Source organism: Limnospira sp. PMC 289.06 (assembly GCF_032350395.1).
GTDB lineage: Bacteria > Cyanobacteriota > Cyanobacteriia > Cyanobacteriales > Microcoleaceae > Limnospira > Limnospira platensis.
This window is the reverse complement of record NZ_JARPLC010000066.1, coordinates 1-16,391: the sequence shown is the minus strand read 5'-3', so window position 1 is coordinate 16,391 and position 16,391 is coordinate 1. Positions and strand designations below refer to the sequence as shown.

Below are 16,391 nucleotides of genomic sequence, written 5' to 3'. Positions count from 1 at the left end.
CTGTTAAGAAATCAATCTCCAATTCCCCCTGTTATCAAGGGAGAATTAAGGAGACTGAATTAGTCTAGGTCAGGCATAGCGAGAACTGGCTCAGTCTCGCGATCAATTCCTTTTTCAAAGCCAGCCACAGCAGCGCGGGCGCGACCTGCGTGCCACAAGTGACCAATCAGGAAGAAGAAAGCGAGAATAAAGTGAGAAGCAGCCAGCCAAGCACGGGGGTTAACGTAGTTGAACCCTTGAGCTTCGGTAATGATACCGCCTACGGAGTTGATAGAACCGTTAGGAGCATGGGTCATGTACTCAGCAGCGCGACGTACTTGCCAAGGCTGAATGTCATTTTTGAGTTTGTTCAGGTCAAGGCCGTTAGGTCCACGCAGAGGCTCAAGCCAGGGGCCTTTGAAGTCCCAGAAACGCATGGTTTCACCACCGAAGATGATTTCACCAGTGGGGGAGCGCATCAGGTATTTACCCAGACCAGTGGGGCCTTGGGCGGAACCGATGTTAGCACCGAGTTTTTGGTCACGAACTAGGAACACAAAGGACTGAGCTTGGGATGCTTCAGCGTTAGTGGGGCCATAGAATTCGCTGGGATAAGCGGTGTTGTTAAACCAGACGAAAGCGGAGGCAATGAAAGCCATCAGAGACAAAGCACCGAGGCTGTAGGATAGATAGGCTTCTCCAGACCAGATGAAGGCACGACGAGCCCAACCAAAGGGCTTAGTCAAGATGTGCCAAACACCACCAGCGATGCAGATCAGACCGATCCAGATATGACCGCCGATGATATCTTCCATGTTGTCTACACCAATCATCCAACCTTCACCACCGAAGGGAGCTTTCAGCAGGTAGCCAAAGATTACCAACGGGTTGAGGGTAGGATTGTTGATGATACGAACGTCACCACCACCAGGAGCCCAAGTATCGTAGACACCGCCAAGGAACATGGCTTTGAATACGAGTAAAAGGGCACCGCAGCCCAACAGAATCAGGTGATAACCGATGATGTTGGTCATTTGGTTTTTATCTTTCCAGTCGTATCCGAAGAAGGAGGAATATTCTTCCAGGACTTCAGGACCACGAACAGCGTGATAAATGCCACCTAAGCCGAGAACTGCAGAGGAGATCAAGTGTAGTACGCCGACGACGAAGTAGGGGAAAGTGTTAATCACTTCACCACCAGCGCCGACACCCCAACCTTGGGTAGCCAAGTGAGGCAACAGAATCAGACCTTGCTCGTACATGGGCTTTTCGGGAACGAAGTGGGACACTTCAAACAGGGTCATTGCCCCAGCCCAGAATACGATTAGTCCAGCATGGGCTACATGAGCGCCCAGCAGTTTTCCAGAAAGATTGATTAAACGAGCGTTACCAGACCACCAAGCGAACCCTGTGGATTCTTGGTCGCGACCGCCTAAGTAAGAATTGCTAGAGAGCGTTACCACGCGGTAATACCTCCTCAGGGAATACAAAGTTTTGATGAGGTTGATCGGCTGGAGCCATCCAAGCGCGAATACCCTCGTTGAGCAGAATGTTCTTAGTATAGAAGGTTTCAAACTCAGGATCTTCTGCTGCGCGCAGTTCTTGTGACACGAAGTCATAAGCCCGCAGGTTTACAGCTAGACCCACTACACCGATGGAACACATCCACAGGCCTGTTACGGGAACGAACAGCATGAAGAAGTGTAACCAACGTTTGTTTGAAAAAGCAATACCGAAAATTTGAGACCAAAAGCGGTTGGCTGTCACCATGGAATAGGTTTCTTCCGCTTGGGTGGGTTCAAAGGCTCGGAAGGTGTTAGAACCTTCTCCGTCTTCAAACAGGGTGTTTTCTACTGTAGCACCATGAATAGCACATAGTAGCGCACCACCGAGGATGCCAGCAACTCCCATCATGTGGAAGGGGTTGAGAGTCCAGTTATGGAATCCTTGGAAAAATAGGATAAACCGGAAGATGCCTGCCACCCCAAAGCTGGGAGCAAAGAACCACCCGGACTGACCCAAGGGGTACATTAAGAATACGCTCACGAACACGGCAATAGGGCCGGTGAAAGCGATCGCATTATAAGGACGAATGCCAACCAACCGGGCGATTTCTAACTGACGCAGGCAGAACCCAATCAGTGCGAAAGCTCCGTGCAGGGCAACAAAAGCCCATAAACCCCCTAATTGGCACCAGCGGGTAAAGTCCCACTGAGCTTCGGGACCCCACAGGAACAGTAGGGAGTGGCCCAAACTGTTGGCGGGGGTGCTGACGGCAGCGGTCAGGAAGTTGCAACCTTCTAGGTAGGAACTGGCGAGTCCGTGGGTGTACCAAGAGGTAACAAAGGTGGTTCCTGTCAACCATCCCCCAATCGACAGATAGGCGCAGGGGAAAAGCAGGATACCCGACCATCCCACAAATACGAACCGATCGCGCTTCAGCCAGTCATCGAGGACATCAAACCATCCTCTGGTGACTTGAGGGCGCTCGACTGCTATAGTCATTTGAGAACGTTCCTCGGGATTTTTTAAGGATCATGCTTTATTAAGCAAGTTAACATAAATATATATTACAGTTAACATTTTTGGCAAAGGTTTATGAGATTTTTATGAACACACAGACAGAAAAGGCCGCTATGGGCGATCGCATTCTTGAAAAGCAAATCTTAGGTTCGCGTCGCTTCAGTAACTACTTTTGGGCGACCACAATCACTGTTGGCGGGGTAGGTTTTCTGCTGGCTGGGCTTTCCAGCTATTTAGGCAAGAACCTGTTACCCTTTGCTGACCCCTCCCAATTAATTTTTCTACCCCAGGGGCTGGTCATGGGACTGTATGGCACTGCTGCCATATTATTAGCGACATACCTATGGCTAGTCGTTATCTGGGATCTTGGTGGCGGTTATAATAAATTTGACCAGGAAACTGGGGAAATCCAGATTTTTCGTTGGGGGTTTCCTGGCAAGAACCGCCGGGTTGAGTTCAACTGCAATCGTTCCCAAGTCCAATCTATTCGGGTAGATATCAAAGAAGGACTTAGCCCCCGTCGCGCCTTGTATCTAAAATTAAAGGATAGGCGGGAAATTCCTTTAACCAGGGTAGGCCAGCCTATGGCTTTATCTGACCTAGAAAATGATGGGGCCCAACTCGCTAAGTTTCTACAGGTTCCCCTGGAGGGACTTTAACATCAGCTAGATGAAAAATAGACTACTCACAATGATTAGAGGGTGGCTGTGGCTTTTGTCTCTGGTAGCGCTGGTTATGGTAACTGGCTGTGGCAGCCCATCAACTGGGGACTCCATGGATGCCCAAAATACCACGCCACCCGGCAGCAGTCAAAGGGCTGCTTCGATTTCTGCAACTAATAATTCAAGCATAATGAGTAATTTATCAAGACTCGAAGGAAAGGCAACTATTGTCATGACGGTTAACGGATCGCCGATTACTATTGAAGTGGACGGCGAAGCCGCCCCAATTACGGCGGGAAATTTTGTAGATCTCGTTAATCGTGGGGTTTATGATGGGGTGTCTTTTCATCGTGTCGTGCGCGACCCACAACCTTTTGTGGTTCAGGGTGGCGACCCCCAAAGTAAGGATGAAACTGTTCCGACTTCTCGGTTAGGTACAGGGGGATTTATTGACCCGGAGACTTCCCAACAGCGCTATATCCCCTTGGAAATTAAACCGAGGAATGCGGATGAACCTATTTATGGCAAAACCTTTGATCAGGCTAAGATTAATGTGGCTCCCGTATTAAGCCATACCCGGGGGGCGGTAGCTATGGCTCGTTCAGCATTACCTGATTCTGCTTCTTCTCAGTTCTATTTTGCTCTGTCGGATTTGCCTTTCCTCGATGGCAATTATGCGGTTTTTGGCTATGTTGTCGATGGTATGGCGGTTGTAGACCAAATTGAACAGGGCGATCGCATTGAGTCGGCTAAGATTATTACGGGGTTAGAAAACCTCAAAAATTAGCAGATTGTTACGATTTGCAACAAGAAACTTAGTTTCTAGGTTGGTCAGTGGCTGTGGATGTTGTGGTGACAGGAATAGGTTTGCGTTCGGCTTTCGGCGCTCTCAACCAGACTTGGGAAGCCATCATGAAGGGTCAGACGGCGATCGCCTTGTCTCAACCTTTCCGGGAACTTCCCCCGTCGCCTCTAGCAATGTGGGGAAGCCAACCGGGCCACCTACAGCCACTAATTCAGCCGACAGTGGCTGATACTTTAGCAGATGCCGGGTTAGAATTTCCCTTAACTGATTGTGGGGTAGTAGTTGGGTCTTCTCGTGGCTACCAAGCCGATTTAGAAGGACTGGCTAGGGACACTACAGACAGTTGTCTGGGATTATTCCCTGGTTTTCTCCATGGTCAACTAGCCGCTACGATCGCCGGTATAATTGGCTCTGAGGGTCCGGTATTGAGTCCTATGGCGGCTTGTGCGACGGGACTGTGGGCGATCGCTCAAGGATTTGAGTTAATTAAAACCCAACAATGTCAGCGTGTGATCGTTGGGGCGATCGAGGCTCCCATTACTCCCCTAAGTTTAATCGGATTTGCGAAAATGGGTGCTTTAGCCTCTGAGTCTGCTTACCCATTTTCTCGGCGGCGAGATGGTTTAGCCTTGGGAGAAGGGGCGGCGCTTTTGGTATTGGAGTCAGCAGAACTTGCCCATAGTCGCCATGGTAAAATTTATGGCAGTATTTTAGGCTTTGGTGTCACCGTAGATGCCTGCTATCATAATAAGCCTGATGGTGAGGGAAAAAGTGCGATCGCTGCTATTCAAAGAAGCCTTAATCACAGCCATCTTCATCCTACTGATATTGATTATATTCACGCCCACGGAACTGCTACCATTTTAAATGATAAACACGAAGCCTTTATTATTAATCAACTATTCCCCCATGGTGTAGCGGTGAGTTCCACCAAAGGCGCAACAGGTCACACTTTAGGCGCTTCTGGTGCTTTGGGGGTCGCCTTTTGTTTAAAGGCATTAGAACAGCAACTTTTACCGCCTTGTGTAGGGTTACAGGATTTAGAATTTCACCTAGATGTAGTCACCACTCCCCGGTCAACTGTCGTCAATAATGTGCTATGTTTAGGGTTTGGATTTGGGGGACAAAATGTGGCGATCGCTTTAGGTAAAAACCCGCAACTAATCTAGGGATTATTAATTAACCAAATCCCCAGAGTTTTATATATATCAATAAAATGCAAATTTTAGATAGTTTAAATGGGATTAAATGGCAAGATAAACCTAAGTTGGTTTCGTTGTTTTCTGGTTGTGGGGGAATGGATTTACCATTTCATCGGGCGGGTTTTGAAGTGGTGTGGGCGATTGATTGTAATGGGGCGGCTTGTCGAACTTTTAGGCGGAATATTTCGGAGACGATCGCCTGTAATAACATTCAAGAAATTGATATTACTAAGGTTCCTAAAGCTGACTTAATTACGGGAGGTTTTCCCTGTCAAGATTTTTCCATGATTGGGAAACGTCCCGGACTCACGGGAACCAGAGGAAATCTGTATACCTACTTTTTAGAGTTTATTCGCCACCACAAACCTAAAGCATTCATTGCCGAAAATGTCAAGGGTTTACTCAGTGCCAATAAATATAAAGCTATTGCCAAAATAATTGCCGATTTTGAAAACATAGAACCGGGTTATTTAGTCAAGCCTAAACTTTACAATTTCGCGGATTATGGAGTCCCCCAATATCGTGAAAGGGTCTTAATTGTGGGGGTAAGAATGGATACAGGCTTTAATTTTATTCATCCCTTCCCGGAATATGGAAGCGATCGCCTTTATCCCTATCGCACCGCTAAACAAGCCTTAAAAGATGTGGAAAAAGTGACTGATAATAATGAACATCAGAGGATTCATCCTCGCACCGTCGAAATTATCAAACGCATTAAACCAGGGGGAAATTATACAGATATTCCCAAAGATAGCGAATACTATGTTAAAGGAATGATTAGTCATGTATATCGACGACTCCACCCAGACCAACCCTCCACAACTATTATCGCTGGGGGTGGTGGGGGAACTTGGGGCTATCATTATCAAGAATTGCGATCGCTCACTAACCGGGAACGTGCTAGGTTGCAGACTTTCCCGGATGATTTTGTCTTTGAAGGGTCTTTAACAGAAGTTCGTCGTCAAATTGGAAACGCGGTTCCTCCTGATGGTATGGTAGCATTAGTCAAAGCATTAATCCCACTATTTAAAAACTCATATAAACCCGTAGATTTATATAAATTAAATCAGGAATTACAGAAACTTTCCCTTAGCGATCGCCTCAAATTAGCCAATTCCGAATCAGCCATTAACTACCGAGATCATCTCAGTATATTAACCCTTTCACCTCCTCAGCCACAGCCACCCCCCAACCCACAGAACCGGGAAAAGGAGCCACTTTCCAACCTTGATTAGCCAAACCCGGATGTACCCCTTTTATTCCTGGTATAATAATCGGAATATCAACCACCTCCAACATAGCCAAATCATTAGGACTATTCCCCAAACCAATAGTCGTAATAGTTTCCCCCCTATTAACCTGTTGATATTGATTAACCAGCCATTGAACCGCGCCACCTTTTCCCGCCGTCTGTCCAATTAAATGAGAAAAGCGATCGCCAACCACCACATTAAACCCCAAGGCTTTTAGGTGATGTGCTAACCTGTCCGCATCCACATTTTTAGGAGTAATAAAAGGCTCAGTAAACTCTCGATTTTTTGCCCGTTGTGCTTCCTGAGTAGACAAACCCGTTAACTGCATAATCTCGGCAATAGTCAAATCACCGAACCCCGTCAACTCTTCACCAATCGCCGCCATCAACTCTCGCAAACCTTGGCGCACTTGTGCATAAACACATCCCAACTGCATCAAATAGTATTTTCCCGAAATTTTCAGTTCCTCAGAAACAAGATAATCTTGATGTTTGGGAATAAAAATAGCACTGCCGTTTTCCACAATAAACGAATCTGTCAACCCGATTTCTGTCGATAATACCTCCACCTCAGCCCGAGTTTTGCTAGTGACGGGGATAATCGGGATCTGTTGTTGTTGCAGGTCTGCGATCGCCGTTATCGCCCCATGGTAGCCATAATCATCAGAATTTAGTAACGTACCGTCTAAATCAGTAAAAATTAGCAACATAACACAAGCCCAACACAGCCAAACCAGTGATATAATGACAGAATTATCACCCTAGTAGTTAGTATATTTGGAATTGTTCATGTCAGTTTTGGCTGCGATCGCGGTTCTTGGAATCTTAATCGTCGTTCATGAGCTTGGCCACTTCATGGCGGCGCGACTCCAACATATCCACGTTAATCGATTCTCCATAGGCTTCGGTCCAATTCTGTGGAAATATCAAGGCCCAGAAACCGAGTATGCGCTGCGAGGGTTTCCCTTGGGGGGTTTTGTCGGCTTTCCCGATGAAGATCCCGATAGTGAAATCCCCAAAGATGACCCAAACCTGTTGAGCAATCGACCAATTTTAGATAGGGCGATCGTAATCAGTGCGGGTGTAATTGCTAACTTGATTTTTGCCTACTTGTTATTAGTGGTTCAGGTAGGAATGATTGGGGTTCCCAACTTTGACTATCAACCAGGTGTCCGAGTCCCCTCTGTAGCCAGTGATGTCAGTTCAGCGGCGACCAAAGCTGGGATTCAGGATAATGATCTAATCATATCGGTGAATGGAGATCAACTCGGAGCTGAGTCGAAGTCCATTACCCACTTGATTGAGGTAATTCAGTCTAACCCTAACCAACCTCTACAAATGGAAATTCAACGGGGCGATCGCATTATCCCCGTAGAAGTTACCCCAGAACCGGGAGGCGATGGTAAGGGTCGTATTGGAGTACAACTGAGCCCTAACGGTGAAATCGTCCGTTATCAGGCTGATGGGATAATTGATGCCTTTGTCAAAGGTGCTGAGGAATTTCAGCGGATTTTTAACTTGACCTTGGCGGGGTTTTCCCAACTGATTAATAATTTTCGGGAAACGGCTCCCCAACTTTCCGGTCCCGTCGCTATTGTGGCGATCGGTGCTAATATAGCCCGTTCCGATGCCAGTAATTTATTCCAATTTGCGGCCCTAATTAGCATCAACCTCGCTATAATTAACATCCTCCCTCTTCCGGCTCTTGATGGCGGTCAGTTGGCGTTTCTGCTGATTGAAGCCCTACGGGGTAAACCTTTACCCGAACGGGTACAAGAAAGCGTCATGCAAACCGGATTGATGTTGTTGTTGGGGTTGGGTATTTTCCTGATTATTCGGGATACTGCCAATTTAACCGATCTCAGTTGGGTGCGATCGCTACTCCAGTAGGATTGATGAAAATATGAGCAGCCACGAACACCATAAACTGCGACATCGCGCCCTGGAAGTTCTGGTGCGCCTCAAGCGTTTATATCCTGATGCCGCTTGTACTCTCAACTATGAGACACCTTTACAGCTATTGGTAGCCACTATCCTCTCAGCACAATGTACTGATGAACGGGTTAATCAGGTGACACCAGCTTTATTTAAGCGCTTTCCTGATGCTTTCTCTATGGGGACGGCGGATTTGCAAGAGTTGGAAACTTTGGTGCGATCGACTGGATTTTATCGCAACAAGGCTCGCCATATTAAAGAATCAAGCCGGATCATTACTGAGAAATTCGGCGGGGAAGTTCCTAAACGCATGGAACAATTGCTCGAATTACCGGGAGTAGCCCGTAAAACCGCTAATGTGGTCATGGCTAATGCTTACGGGATTAATATGGGCGTGACTGTTGATACCCATGTGCGTCGTCTCAGTCAACGGCTGGGATTGACTCAGCATCAAGACCCCGTTCGCATTGAGCGGGATTTGATGCAGGTTCTACCTCAGCCAGATTGGGAAAATTGGTCGATCAGATTGATTTATCATGGGCGTGAGATCTGTACAGCCCGCAATCCGGCGTGTTACAATTGTCAATTGTCAGATTTATGCCCATCAGCACAGATCGGCTAGTAGGAGTATCTAAACTTGATTAGGAGGCGTTAACTCTAAAAATGGCTAAAAAAAGCATGATCGAGCGCGATAAAAAGCGCAAACAATTGGTTGATAAATATTCCGACAAGCGCCAAGAACTGAAAGAACAGTTTAATAGTGCGACTTCTCAGGTCGAAAAAATGACTATTCACCGCCAGATCCAGCAACTACCCCGCAACAGTTCTCGGACTCGTATACGGAATCGATGCTGGGTAACCGGACGGCCTAGGGGATATTACCGCGATTTTGGCTTGTGCCGCAACCAACTGCGAGAAATGGCTCACCAGGGACTTTTACCCGGTGTGGTTAAGTCTAGCTGGTAGGATCGGTGTCGGTGGGGAGTTGGGATGATTCCCCGATTCCCGATCAACACTCTCTACTGACCGCAGCAACGCTCGTATCCTAGACTCTGTAATAGTAAATCGCTGACGGCATTGGCGATCGCAAACTCACCAAAAAAGGTTTTGGAAAAGTCGAATGATTCCATTTCCGTCACAATGGCGATCACTAAGCAGCCTAGGTCGTTTTCCCCCTCTATGCGCTGGCGCACGAAAATCTGTGAGGCGCGTTCCGCTATTTCGGCGTTCACCGCTTCCGGTATAAATTCGCGATCGAGCCAGTCATGTAAGGTCTTTTTCAGCCACTCCCCTTCCTGTAGGGGATTTTCAACAGGGGGTAGGGTAATCGGTTTGGGCGGTTCAGCCATAATCATATGATCTCTAGTGTGTTTGCGTCAGTTAGTTTTGAATGACAGTCACAACTGGTGACTCTAAGGTTTTTTCTGTCCCAGTGTGATCATCTCGGTCCAGTTGCTCTATTCTAGCTTCGATCAATGCTACTAGGTGAACTCTCACCATTTCCGCAAATATGCGGTTAATCGATGATTCTACCTGGTTAGCCTCGATTTTGCAGCACACTTGATAGGTTTTATACTTCTTGACCTTATAGGTTTTGGTTTTGGGGTCTAAAACTTTATTGGTGGTGGTGCGACTCTGAATTGATACTGACGGCTTGGGGCGACGATACCAAAATAGACGATAGGACCGAGTATTTTCATTACTCTGAAACCGTAAAATTGTGTCCGTTGAACCCCACATTCTGACAGTGTAAGCATTATCAACTTTGTGGATCCGTAAATATCCCCAATCTTTTTCGGTTTGGTTTAACAGTTGACTCAAAGTATGCTCAAGCATCGGATAAGAAGGATTATTCACCATATTACTGACTTGATAAAAACTAATTATAGACCAATTTAATATCCTATCACATTTCTGGTAATATGCAATATGATATATCGGCGATTATTGAAGGATATGCTCAAGGGTATTTCTTGATGGCAAATGATGGGGAAGACTCCCTAGGATGGTACAGCAGCCACCAACGGGCTTTGATTCCCCTAGATCAACGCTTCCACTATCCGCGATCGCTTCAACGATTCCTTAATCAAAATCGCTTTCAAGTTGCTATTAATCGGGATTTTGAGGCGGTCATTCAAGGCTGCGCTGACCGAGAAAATACTTGGATTTCTGGGGAATTAAAGCGGATTTATCGACTGTTAAATAGCCAGGGATGGGCTTATAGTTTCGAGACCTGGGAGGGCGATCGCCTGGCTGGGGGGATTTTGGGAATTGCGATCGGCGGCGCTTTTATCGGCGAGTCTATGTTCTTTAATATTCCTAACGGTTCAAAAGTGGCGATGGTGAAGCTAGTCGAACACCTGCGAAAACGGGATTTTGTCCTATTTGATGCCCAAATGACTAACCCTCATTTAGAGCGGTTTGGAGCCTTTATTATCAGTAAAAATCAATATAATCAGTTATTGTCAAAAGCCCTGAAAAGAAAATGTTTTTTTGCCGACAATTCACCCCGGACTTTTAATGACAGCCAGTAGCTTCAGAATCGGCAAATAGGTATGACGACCGGAGCATTGACAACTGATGTACGCCAATGGCTGAAAACCTCACAGATGGCTGAACCAGCCCTCATCCCATTAATTATTAATAAGCGCCCCCACCGCCTCCTGAGTTAGGAGTATCATTAACAGGTGGATCTTGAGCTTGACAGGCTGAAGCATTAAAGGGATTATTGCAGGCTGTTACAACTTCGTCACCCATGGACGAGCTTCTCGCCTCAGCGACAGTGGTTATGCTGAAGACAGACCCGACGACTAAAACTAAGACAGTTGTAAATTTGAGTAAGCATCTCATAATGGAACATAACCTCTGTGAACTCAATCGCCTGATTATCGGCTCATAGATTCCCTTTACTGTCTACTTTTTATTATATCAGTGATTTTACGGATGTATTTTCCTACAAGGGGCTACTGAGCCAAAACACAATCTCTAAAGTGGTATCCTGCCACGGATCTAGCTTTTGTAAAGAATTGTTAAGTTTTAAGATATAGACCCTCAACATCTAATATACAGGAATAGGTATTTTTATACAAGTCAAGATTCTCTGATATTGGGTTCGACAGGAGGGGTCAACTCATAGGAGTTCTGATGTCGGCTTTTAGCCCTATACATAGCCGCATCAGCTTTTTGGACTAAGGTTTCATAATCTTGGCTATCGAGGGGATAGAGGCTAATTCCGATACTCACACCAATGGTAATAATATGGCCATTGAGTTCTGACTCTTGAGTTACCTGGTCTAGGATTTTTTCCGCCACCCTGACCGCATCAGCATGGCTAGGGATTCCTGGTAAGATGACAGTAAATTCATCACCCCCAAGGCGACTCACGGTGTCACTAGCGCGTAAACAGCCTCGCAAACGTTCGGCGACCAGTTTAAGCACTAAATCGCCGACATGGTGTCCGTATTGGTCGTTAATAGGTTTAAAATTGTTAAGGTCAAGAAAAAATAGCCCCACGAATTTTTGATTAGTATCAGCCCATACTAAGGCTTGGGTAAGGCGTTCCTCAAATAGTTGGCGATTGGGTAAACCTGTGAGAGGGTCATGGTCAGCCCTTTGCTGGAGTTCAGCGTTATATTTTTCTAACTGTTCGGCTAGTTTGCGGAGGGTTTCTTCGGATTTTTTGCGTTCGGTAATATCGCGAATTATACCAACTAAAAAGAGATTACCTGCTGCGTCTTGATGAAGCGATCGCTTAGTCGCAATCCAGTGCGTTACGCCACTAGCATCAGTTAATTTTTCCTCATTTTCCTGTTCCCAGTTAGTCTGAAAAGCCAGTTCATCCTGTTGATAAAAAACCTTAGCCTCTGCGGGAGGGAATAAATCATGGTCACTTTTCTGCAAAATTATGTCCGCTGGAAACCCTACCAATCGCGAATAGGCTTGATTAACCACCATTTTTTTATGGTCTTTAGTTTTGACATAGATGGGGTCAGGAATGGTGTTAATAATACTATTAAGGAAATCGGTTGAGCGTTTAAATTCTTCTTGAATATGTGCTAAGTAAGTGGTGACGACAATTCCCGAACCTCCCAGGGTAATTAAAGGTGGTACAACCGGAATCCACCAACCCATTAAAAGCAGTAGATAAGCGCCGGTCAAGATACCGCCGCCAATGACAATAATCATTAATGTGGAACGATAGGGCGATCGCAGTTTCCAGGACAAACTAGCACCGACCCAAGACCAGAAGATAATCCATAGCCATTCTACAGTTTCTGACCAAGTAGACATCAGGGGACGGTCTTCTAGGACGGTAGTTAAAATTTGGCTGAGAAAATTAGCATGAAGTTCCACGCCATAAATAAAACGAGGTTCTTCAAATAGACTGCTACTGTAGGGGGTCAAATGAAAATCTTTAACACTAAAAGCCGTAGAGCCAATCATGACAATGCGATCGTTAAATAGAGATGGTGGGATATTTCCATTTAAGACATCTCTGAGGGAAACCGTTTGAAAACCTACGGCGGGATTGCGAAAATTAGCTAATACTTGATAACCACCATTATCAGCGCGGACATAAGGGCCATCATTAGGTTGAAATCTGGGAAAAACTACCCCATTAAATTCCACTTCAGAATTATCAGTTAAAATTGGAAAAATGCCTTGATATTTGAGTTCTATTAAAGCCAACTGAAGGGCAAAACTACGTCGGGTTTGACCATCAGAATTACCAGCATATAATAAATTGCGACGAACGCGACCATCGGAGTCAATGACAAAGTTATTAAATCCGATCATACCTATTTCCGCCAAAGCCGGGGGAGGTGGAACGGCGGCAACTTTGAGAGTTTCCAGTAGTTCAATACCAATTAAATTAGGGATATTTATTAAGGCTTCGGTCAATTGAGCGTGACCGGGTTCCATGGGTATACCCCGATATAAATCTAAACCGATCGCCCTAGGTTCTGCGTCATTAATAATGTCTAATAAATCAGCTAAAATCTCATCAGCAACCGGAAACCCATACTCTCTTAAATCCTGTTCATCAATACCAATAATCACAATCCGGTCTTCTGGAGTTTCTGGAGGACGAGCCCGGACTAACACATCAAAAACAGCTAATTCCGAGGTTTGTAGAAGTCCTAAAAACCTGACCAGAAGCACCGCCGCCGCCACTCCAGAAGAGGTAATCCAGATGTGCTTACGTTCCAAAAACCATAATTTTAGGGAAGTTAAACCCTGTTGAGGATACTGAGCAAGTCCCTGGAAGATTATGAACATCCGATCGCTTATCCCTACAAATGTGATGGAACTCAGACCCACCCTGATTATAGACAGTTAAAATTATGGTGAGAGCGATCGCTCAACCTCAGAAGCTGTGAAAGTTAATCAAAGGGAGAATTAGCAAAATCCTGTCTGTCTTCATAACCAGACAACTCCGCCAGTTTTTGTAAAGATAACCGTCCCTGGTAGAATTTTTGGTTAATTTCCCAAGTCGGATAAGCATTAATTCCAGCTTGTTGACACAGTTGTGGTCGTGCGTTAGGACCCTGTGGATCGCACTCTACATAATCTAGTATAGCAAAAGCCTGACGGCCAAAAAGCTGCTTTTGTTCGTAGCAATGGGGACACCAATAAGCACCAAAAGTTTGAGCGCCAATCTGTTGAAGATGGGTAGCGAGGGATATTTCCGCCGCGCCTGAATTAGTAGTAATCTGACGGCTGACGAGGGTAGGCGGTGGAGTGGCTGAGGTAGGTTGTGCATCATAAACCCCCAGGAGAGTGACCAAAGCCACCATAGTCACAGCCACCCCAACTAAAAGCTGTTGTCCGAAATCATCCCAAAATCGCCCCACCATAGTCAGGACAAAGAGACTAATGGAGAAAATCGCAGAAGCCACACAGTAGGGACAAAAGGCTTGCAGTTCAAAGGCCAGCAGATACATCAAAAAGCCACTCATAACCGCCATAGCGGTAGCCAAACTAAACATAATCCACCAGGTAGCGGCTTCTAATTTAGTCCGTAGGTTTTTTTGACTGGAGGGATTGACCAGCCAGGGAGTAGCGGCTAGACTTGCCATAGTGAAATAGGCTAAAAACCCAAATAGGCTAATGGGTATCCCCGCCACGGTGGCTAATGGACTATTGAGAACTTCATGACATCCTTGGGTAGGACAGACAGCCACTCCCCCCAAGAGTTTAATCGCAGTTAAATAGGCAGTTTCGATCGCCCCTATAATAGCGATGGTGAGAATAATTAGACGAGAGTGGCGATAAATCCAGGGAGTAGAAGGACTGCTAACCATAGGAAATGTTTTCAGTTTCTGATTAGGGTTTCAGTTTACTAGGTAGTTCCGACTGTGGTTTAAGTGTCCAGGGGTCTGTTGTTCCTGGCTGTAAACCACGCCCCATAGCCTCGACAAACTGACTAACGCGACTGGGATCAATAGGTTGACTAATGCGGCCATGTCGTTTAAGGGAACTGGCAACAATCACGCCATCAGCAGCTTTAATGAGGGTAGAAATATTTTCATAATCAGCCCCACTGCCGATAAATACGGGAGTATCACCCGCTGCAGTCCGCGCTAGTTCCAGGTCTTCCAGACTAGGGGGACTACCAGTAGACCAGCCTGATAGAATAATTCCATCAGCTAAGGCTCGTTCTGTGGTTTCCTTAACTGCTGTTGTCAGATTGGGAGAACCCAGAGGTCGGCCATGTTTGACTAGGACATCTGCCAATATTTTAACATCGCTTCCTAATTCTCGACGATAGCGCAGGAGTCGGTGAGCATTGCCTTCAATTATTCCCTGGTCGGTAGCCATCACGCCGTTTAAGACGTTGACACGAATGAATTGGGCTCCTACACAGGATGCGATCGCCAAAGCGCTTTCACCGTCATTTCGCAAGACATTGACTCCCAGGGGGACTGTAACTAGATTCATCAGCCGTTGGATAATCATGGTCATGGCGCTGACCACCGCTGGATCTACCTTATCTTTAGCAAAGGGAGAATCAAAAAAGTTCTCGACAATTATACCATGTACACCCCCGGAGGCGAGGGCAGTTGCTTCTTGTTCAGCGCGATCGATTACTGCTTTGATATCCCCACCCCATCGAGGGGAGGTGGGAAGCGGCAGCAGATGCACTACTCCAATGATGGGATTTTCAGTGTTAAAAATTTGATTTAAGTCCACAGATTTACCTTAAACCGCCAAAATGTGATCAGCCCCTTACCGGCCGAAACTTTTAGCATACAACTGCTACGGTGTTTTTGACAGATACATTTAACCAGGAAAAATCTGGCAATAGCCGGAAGTTTATGAGTATGGCACCATCTGGAATGAGGTAATCACGCCATTAGTGGAGGTATCTCTCAAAGCCAAGGGCAGAATGTTAAAGGCTCCATTAATATCACGTCCTATCCTATGACCACAATTAGGGCAAACAAATTGTTTGTTGCCTCCTAGTTGGGTGTGAATGTGACCACATTTTGAACAGGTTTTGCTGGTGTACTCTTTCGTTACGTCTACTACAACACAGCCATACTTAGCTGCTTGATGCTTCAACAAAGTCTGAAAACGGTAATGAGCCCATGTCACCATGGCGCGTCCCGTTTTCGTGGCCAAGCGTCGTTTTCCTCTCTTGACCAGATTTTTCACTTCAAACTTGGGCAAAAATATTAGTTTATACTTGGTGGTGCGAGACGTTCAGATACGAAATAAGGCGGTAATGCCTGAAATAGCTATCTGGTGGGGCTTCAACCCCTTGGTTGAATATAAGAGGCTCGCCTCTGACCGACCCCATAACTGTTTATATGTCCCGACGTTTGGTATCATACGATACCAAAACCCGGCAGGGAACCCCAGGTTAACATAATCTGTAACAATTCGTAACAATTCTTAACATAACGGAAACGTAACGAAACAGAGGTGAGGGTAACGGCGATAGCCACTCCTAGTTTCAGGACCCACAATCCTGGGATTGAAGCGGGGAACGGAAGGCTCCGAGGTGTAACCCAACACCAGAATCGAGA

Annotated in this window: 17 protein-coding genes; 8 read left to right on the top strand and 9 right to left on the bottom strand. The window is 46.1% G+C overall.

The features are described 5' to 3' along the window. Positions 1-59: 59 nt before the first annotated feature. Both psbC and psbD read right to left on the bottom strand, forming a co-directional pair. Positions 60-1,442, bottom strand: a complete 1,383-nt coding sequence (gene psbC / locus P5674_RS14470; RefSeq protein ID WP_006617905.1) for a photosystem II reaction center protein CP43 — start codon at positions 1,440-1,442, stop codon at positions 60-62. Further along, positions 1,426-2,484, bottom strand: coding sequence for a photosystem II D2 protein (photosystem q(a) protein) (psbD, locus tag P5674_RS14465; RefSeq protein ID WP_006620420.1), 1,059 nt, complete (start codon positions 2,482-2,484; stop codon positions 1,426-1,428). Before psbD ends, psbC begins: the two co-directional genes overlap by 17 nt. 104 nt (positions 2,485-2,588) lie before the next feature. On the opposite strand from psbD, the gene P5674_RS14460 reads away from it, so the two are divergent. From P5674_RS14460 to P5674_RS14445, 4 genes are read left to right on the top strand one after another with little or no spacing between them, the layout of a single operon-like run. Further along, positions 2,589-3,161, top strand: coding sequence for a photosystem I assembly protein Ycf4 (locus P5674_RS14460; protein WP_006617907.1), 573 nt, complete (start codon positions 2,589-2,591; stop codon positions 3,159-3,161). 10 nt (positions 3,162-3,171) lie between these two features. Continuing rightward, positions 3,172-3,951 (top strand): peptidylprolyl isomerase, encoded by a 780-nt coding sequence (locus tag P5674_RS14455; RefSeq protein ID WP_014275682.1) that lies wholly within the window; start codon positions 3,172-3,174, stop codon positions 3,949-3,951. A gap of 47 nt (positions 3,952-3,998) precedes the next feature. Then, positions 3,999-5,138 (top strand): beta-ketoacyl-ACP synthase, encoded by a 1,140-nt coding sequence (locus P5674_RS14450; RefSeq protein ID WP_006617909.1) that lies wholly within the window; start codon positions 3,999-4,001, stop codon positions 5,136-5,138. Between the two features lie 47 nt (positions 5,139-5,185). Further along, positions 5,186-6,406: a DNA cytosine methyltransferase gene (locus tag P5674_RS14445; protein WP_014275680.1), complete on the top strand. Its 1,221-nt coding sequence runs from the start codon at positions 5,186-5,188 to the stop codon at positions 6,404-6,406. Here the strand turns inward: P5674_RS14445 and P5674_RS14440 are convergent. Continuing rightward, the gene (locus tag P5674_RS14440) at positions 6,318-7,133 is read right to left on the bottom strand and encodes an HAD-IIB family hydrolase (protein ID WP_014275679.1); all 816 of its coding nucleotides are present in this window, start codon (positions 7,131-7,133) and stop codon (positions 6,318-6,320) included. The two genes, P5674_RS14445 and P5674_RS14440, sit on opposite strands and share 89 nt — an antisense overlap. Positions 7,134-7,212: 79 nt before the next feature. Between P5674_RS14440 and rseP the strand changes: the two genes are divergently transcribed. From rseP to rpsN, 3 genes are read left to right on the top strand one after another with little or no spacing between them, the layout of a single operon-like run. Beyond that, the gene (gene rseP, locus P5674_RS14435; protein WP_006617912.1) at positions 7,213-8,313 is read left to right on the top strand and encodes an RIP metalloprotease RseP; all 1,101 of its coding nucleotides are present in this window, start codon (positions 7,213-7,215) and stop codon (positions 8,311-8,313) included. A gap of 13 nt (positions 8,314-8,326) precedes the next feature. Continuing rightward, the gene (nth, locus tag P5674_RS14430; RefSeq protein ID WP_006617913.1) at positions 8,327-8,980 is read left to right on the top strand and encodes an endonuclease III; all 654 of its coding nucleotides are present in this window, start codon (positions 8,327-8,329) and stop codon (positions 8,978-8,980) included. Positions 8,981-9,021: 41 nt separating this feature from the next. Further along, positions 9,022-9,324, top strand: a complete 303-nt coding sequence (rpsN, locus tag P5674_RS14425; protein WP_006617914.1) for a 30S ribosomal protein S14 — start codon at positions 9,022-9,024, stop codon at positions 9,322-9,324. A 53-nt stretch (positions 9,325-9,377) separates the two neighbouring features. Here the strand turns inward: rpsN and P5674_RS14420 are convergent, their stop codons facing one another. Together P5674_RS14420 and P5674_RS14415 are read right to left on the bottom strand one after the other, a co-directional pair. Next, entirely contained in the window at positions 9,378-9,707 is a 330-nt protein-coding gene (locus tag P5674_RS14420; protein ID WP_006617915.1) for a hypothetical protein, read from the bottom strand. Positions 9,708-9,738: 31 nt separating this feature from the next. Further along, the gene (locus tag P5674_RS14415; protein ID WP_006617916.1) at positions 9,739-10,218 is read right to left on the bottom strand and encodes a hypothetical protein; all 480 of its coding nucleotides are present in this window, start codon (positions 10,216-10,218) and stop codon (positions 9,739-9,741) included. Between the two features lie 62 nt (positions 10,219-10,280). Between P5674_RS14415 and aat the strand changes: the two genes are divergently transcribed. Beyond that, entirely contained in the window at positions 10,281-10,892 is a 612-nt protein-coding gene (gene aat / locus P5674_RS14410) for a leucyl/phenylalanyl-tRNA--protein transferase (RefSeq protein WP_014275678.1), read from the top strand. 556 nt (positions 10,893-11,448) lie between these two features. Here aat and P5674_RS14405 read toward each other — a convergent pair. The 4 genes from P5674_RS14405 to P5674_RS14390 all read right to left on the bottom strand — a co-directional run bounded on the left by P5674_RS14405 (position 11,449) and on the right by P5674_RS14390 (position 15,960). Further along, positions 11,449-13,638: a CHASE2 domain-containing protein gene (locus P5674_RS14405; protein ID WP_152088377.1), complete on the bottom strand. Its 2,190-nt coding sequence runs from the start codon at positions 13,636-13,638 to the stop codon at positions 11,449-11,451. Between the two features lie 104 nt (positions 13,639-13,742). Further along, positions 13,743-14,663 (bottom strand): vitamin K epoxide reductase family protein, encoded by a 921-nt coding sequence (locus P5674_RS14400; protein ID WP_006616632.1) that lies wholly within the window; start codon positions 14,661-14,663, stop codon positions 13,743-13,745. Positions 14,664-14,685: 22 nt separating this feature from the next. After that, positions 14,686-15,552: a photosystem I biogenesis protein BtpA gene (gene btpA / locus P5674_RS14395; protein WP_006616631.1), complete on the bottom strand. Its 867-nt coding sequence runs from the start codon at positions 15,550-15,552 to the stop codon at positions 14,686-14,688. Between the two features lie 123 nt (positions 15,553-15,675). Beyond that, positions 15,676-15,960 carry a zinc ribbon domain-containing protein gene (locus tag P5674_RS14390; protein ID WP_014275677.1) on the bottom strand — a complete coding sequence of 95 codons (285 nt, stop codon included), beginning with the start codon at positions 15,958-15,960 and terminating at the stop codon, positions 15,676-15,678. Positions 15,961-16,391: the final 431 nt, after the last annotated feature.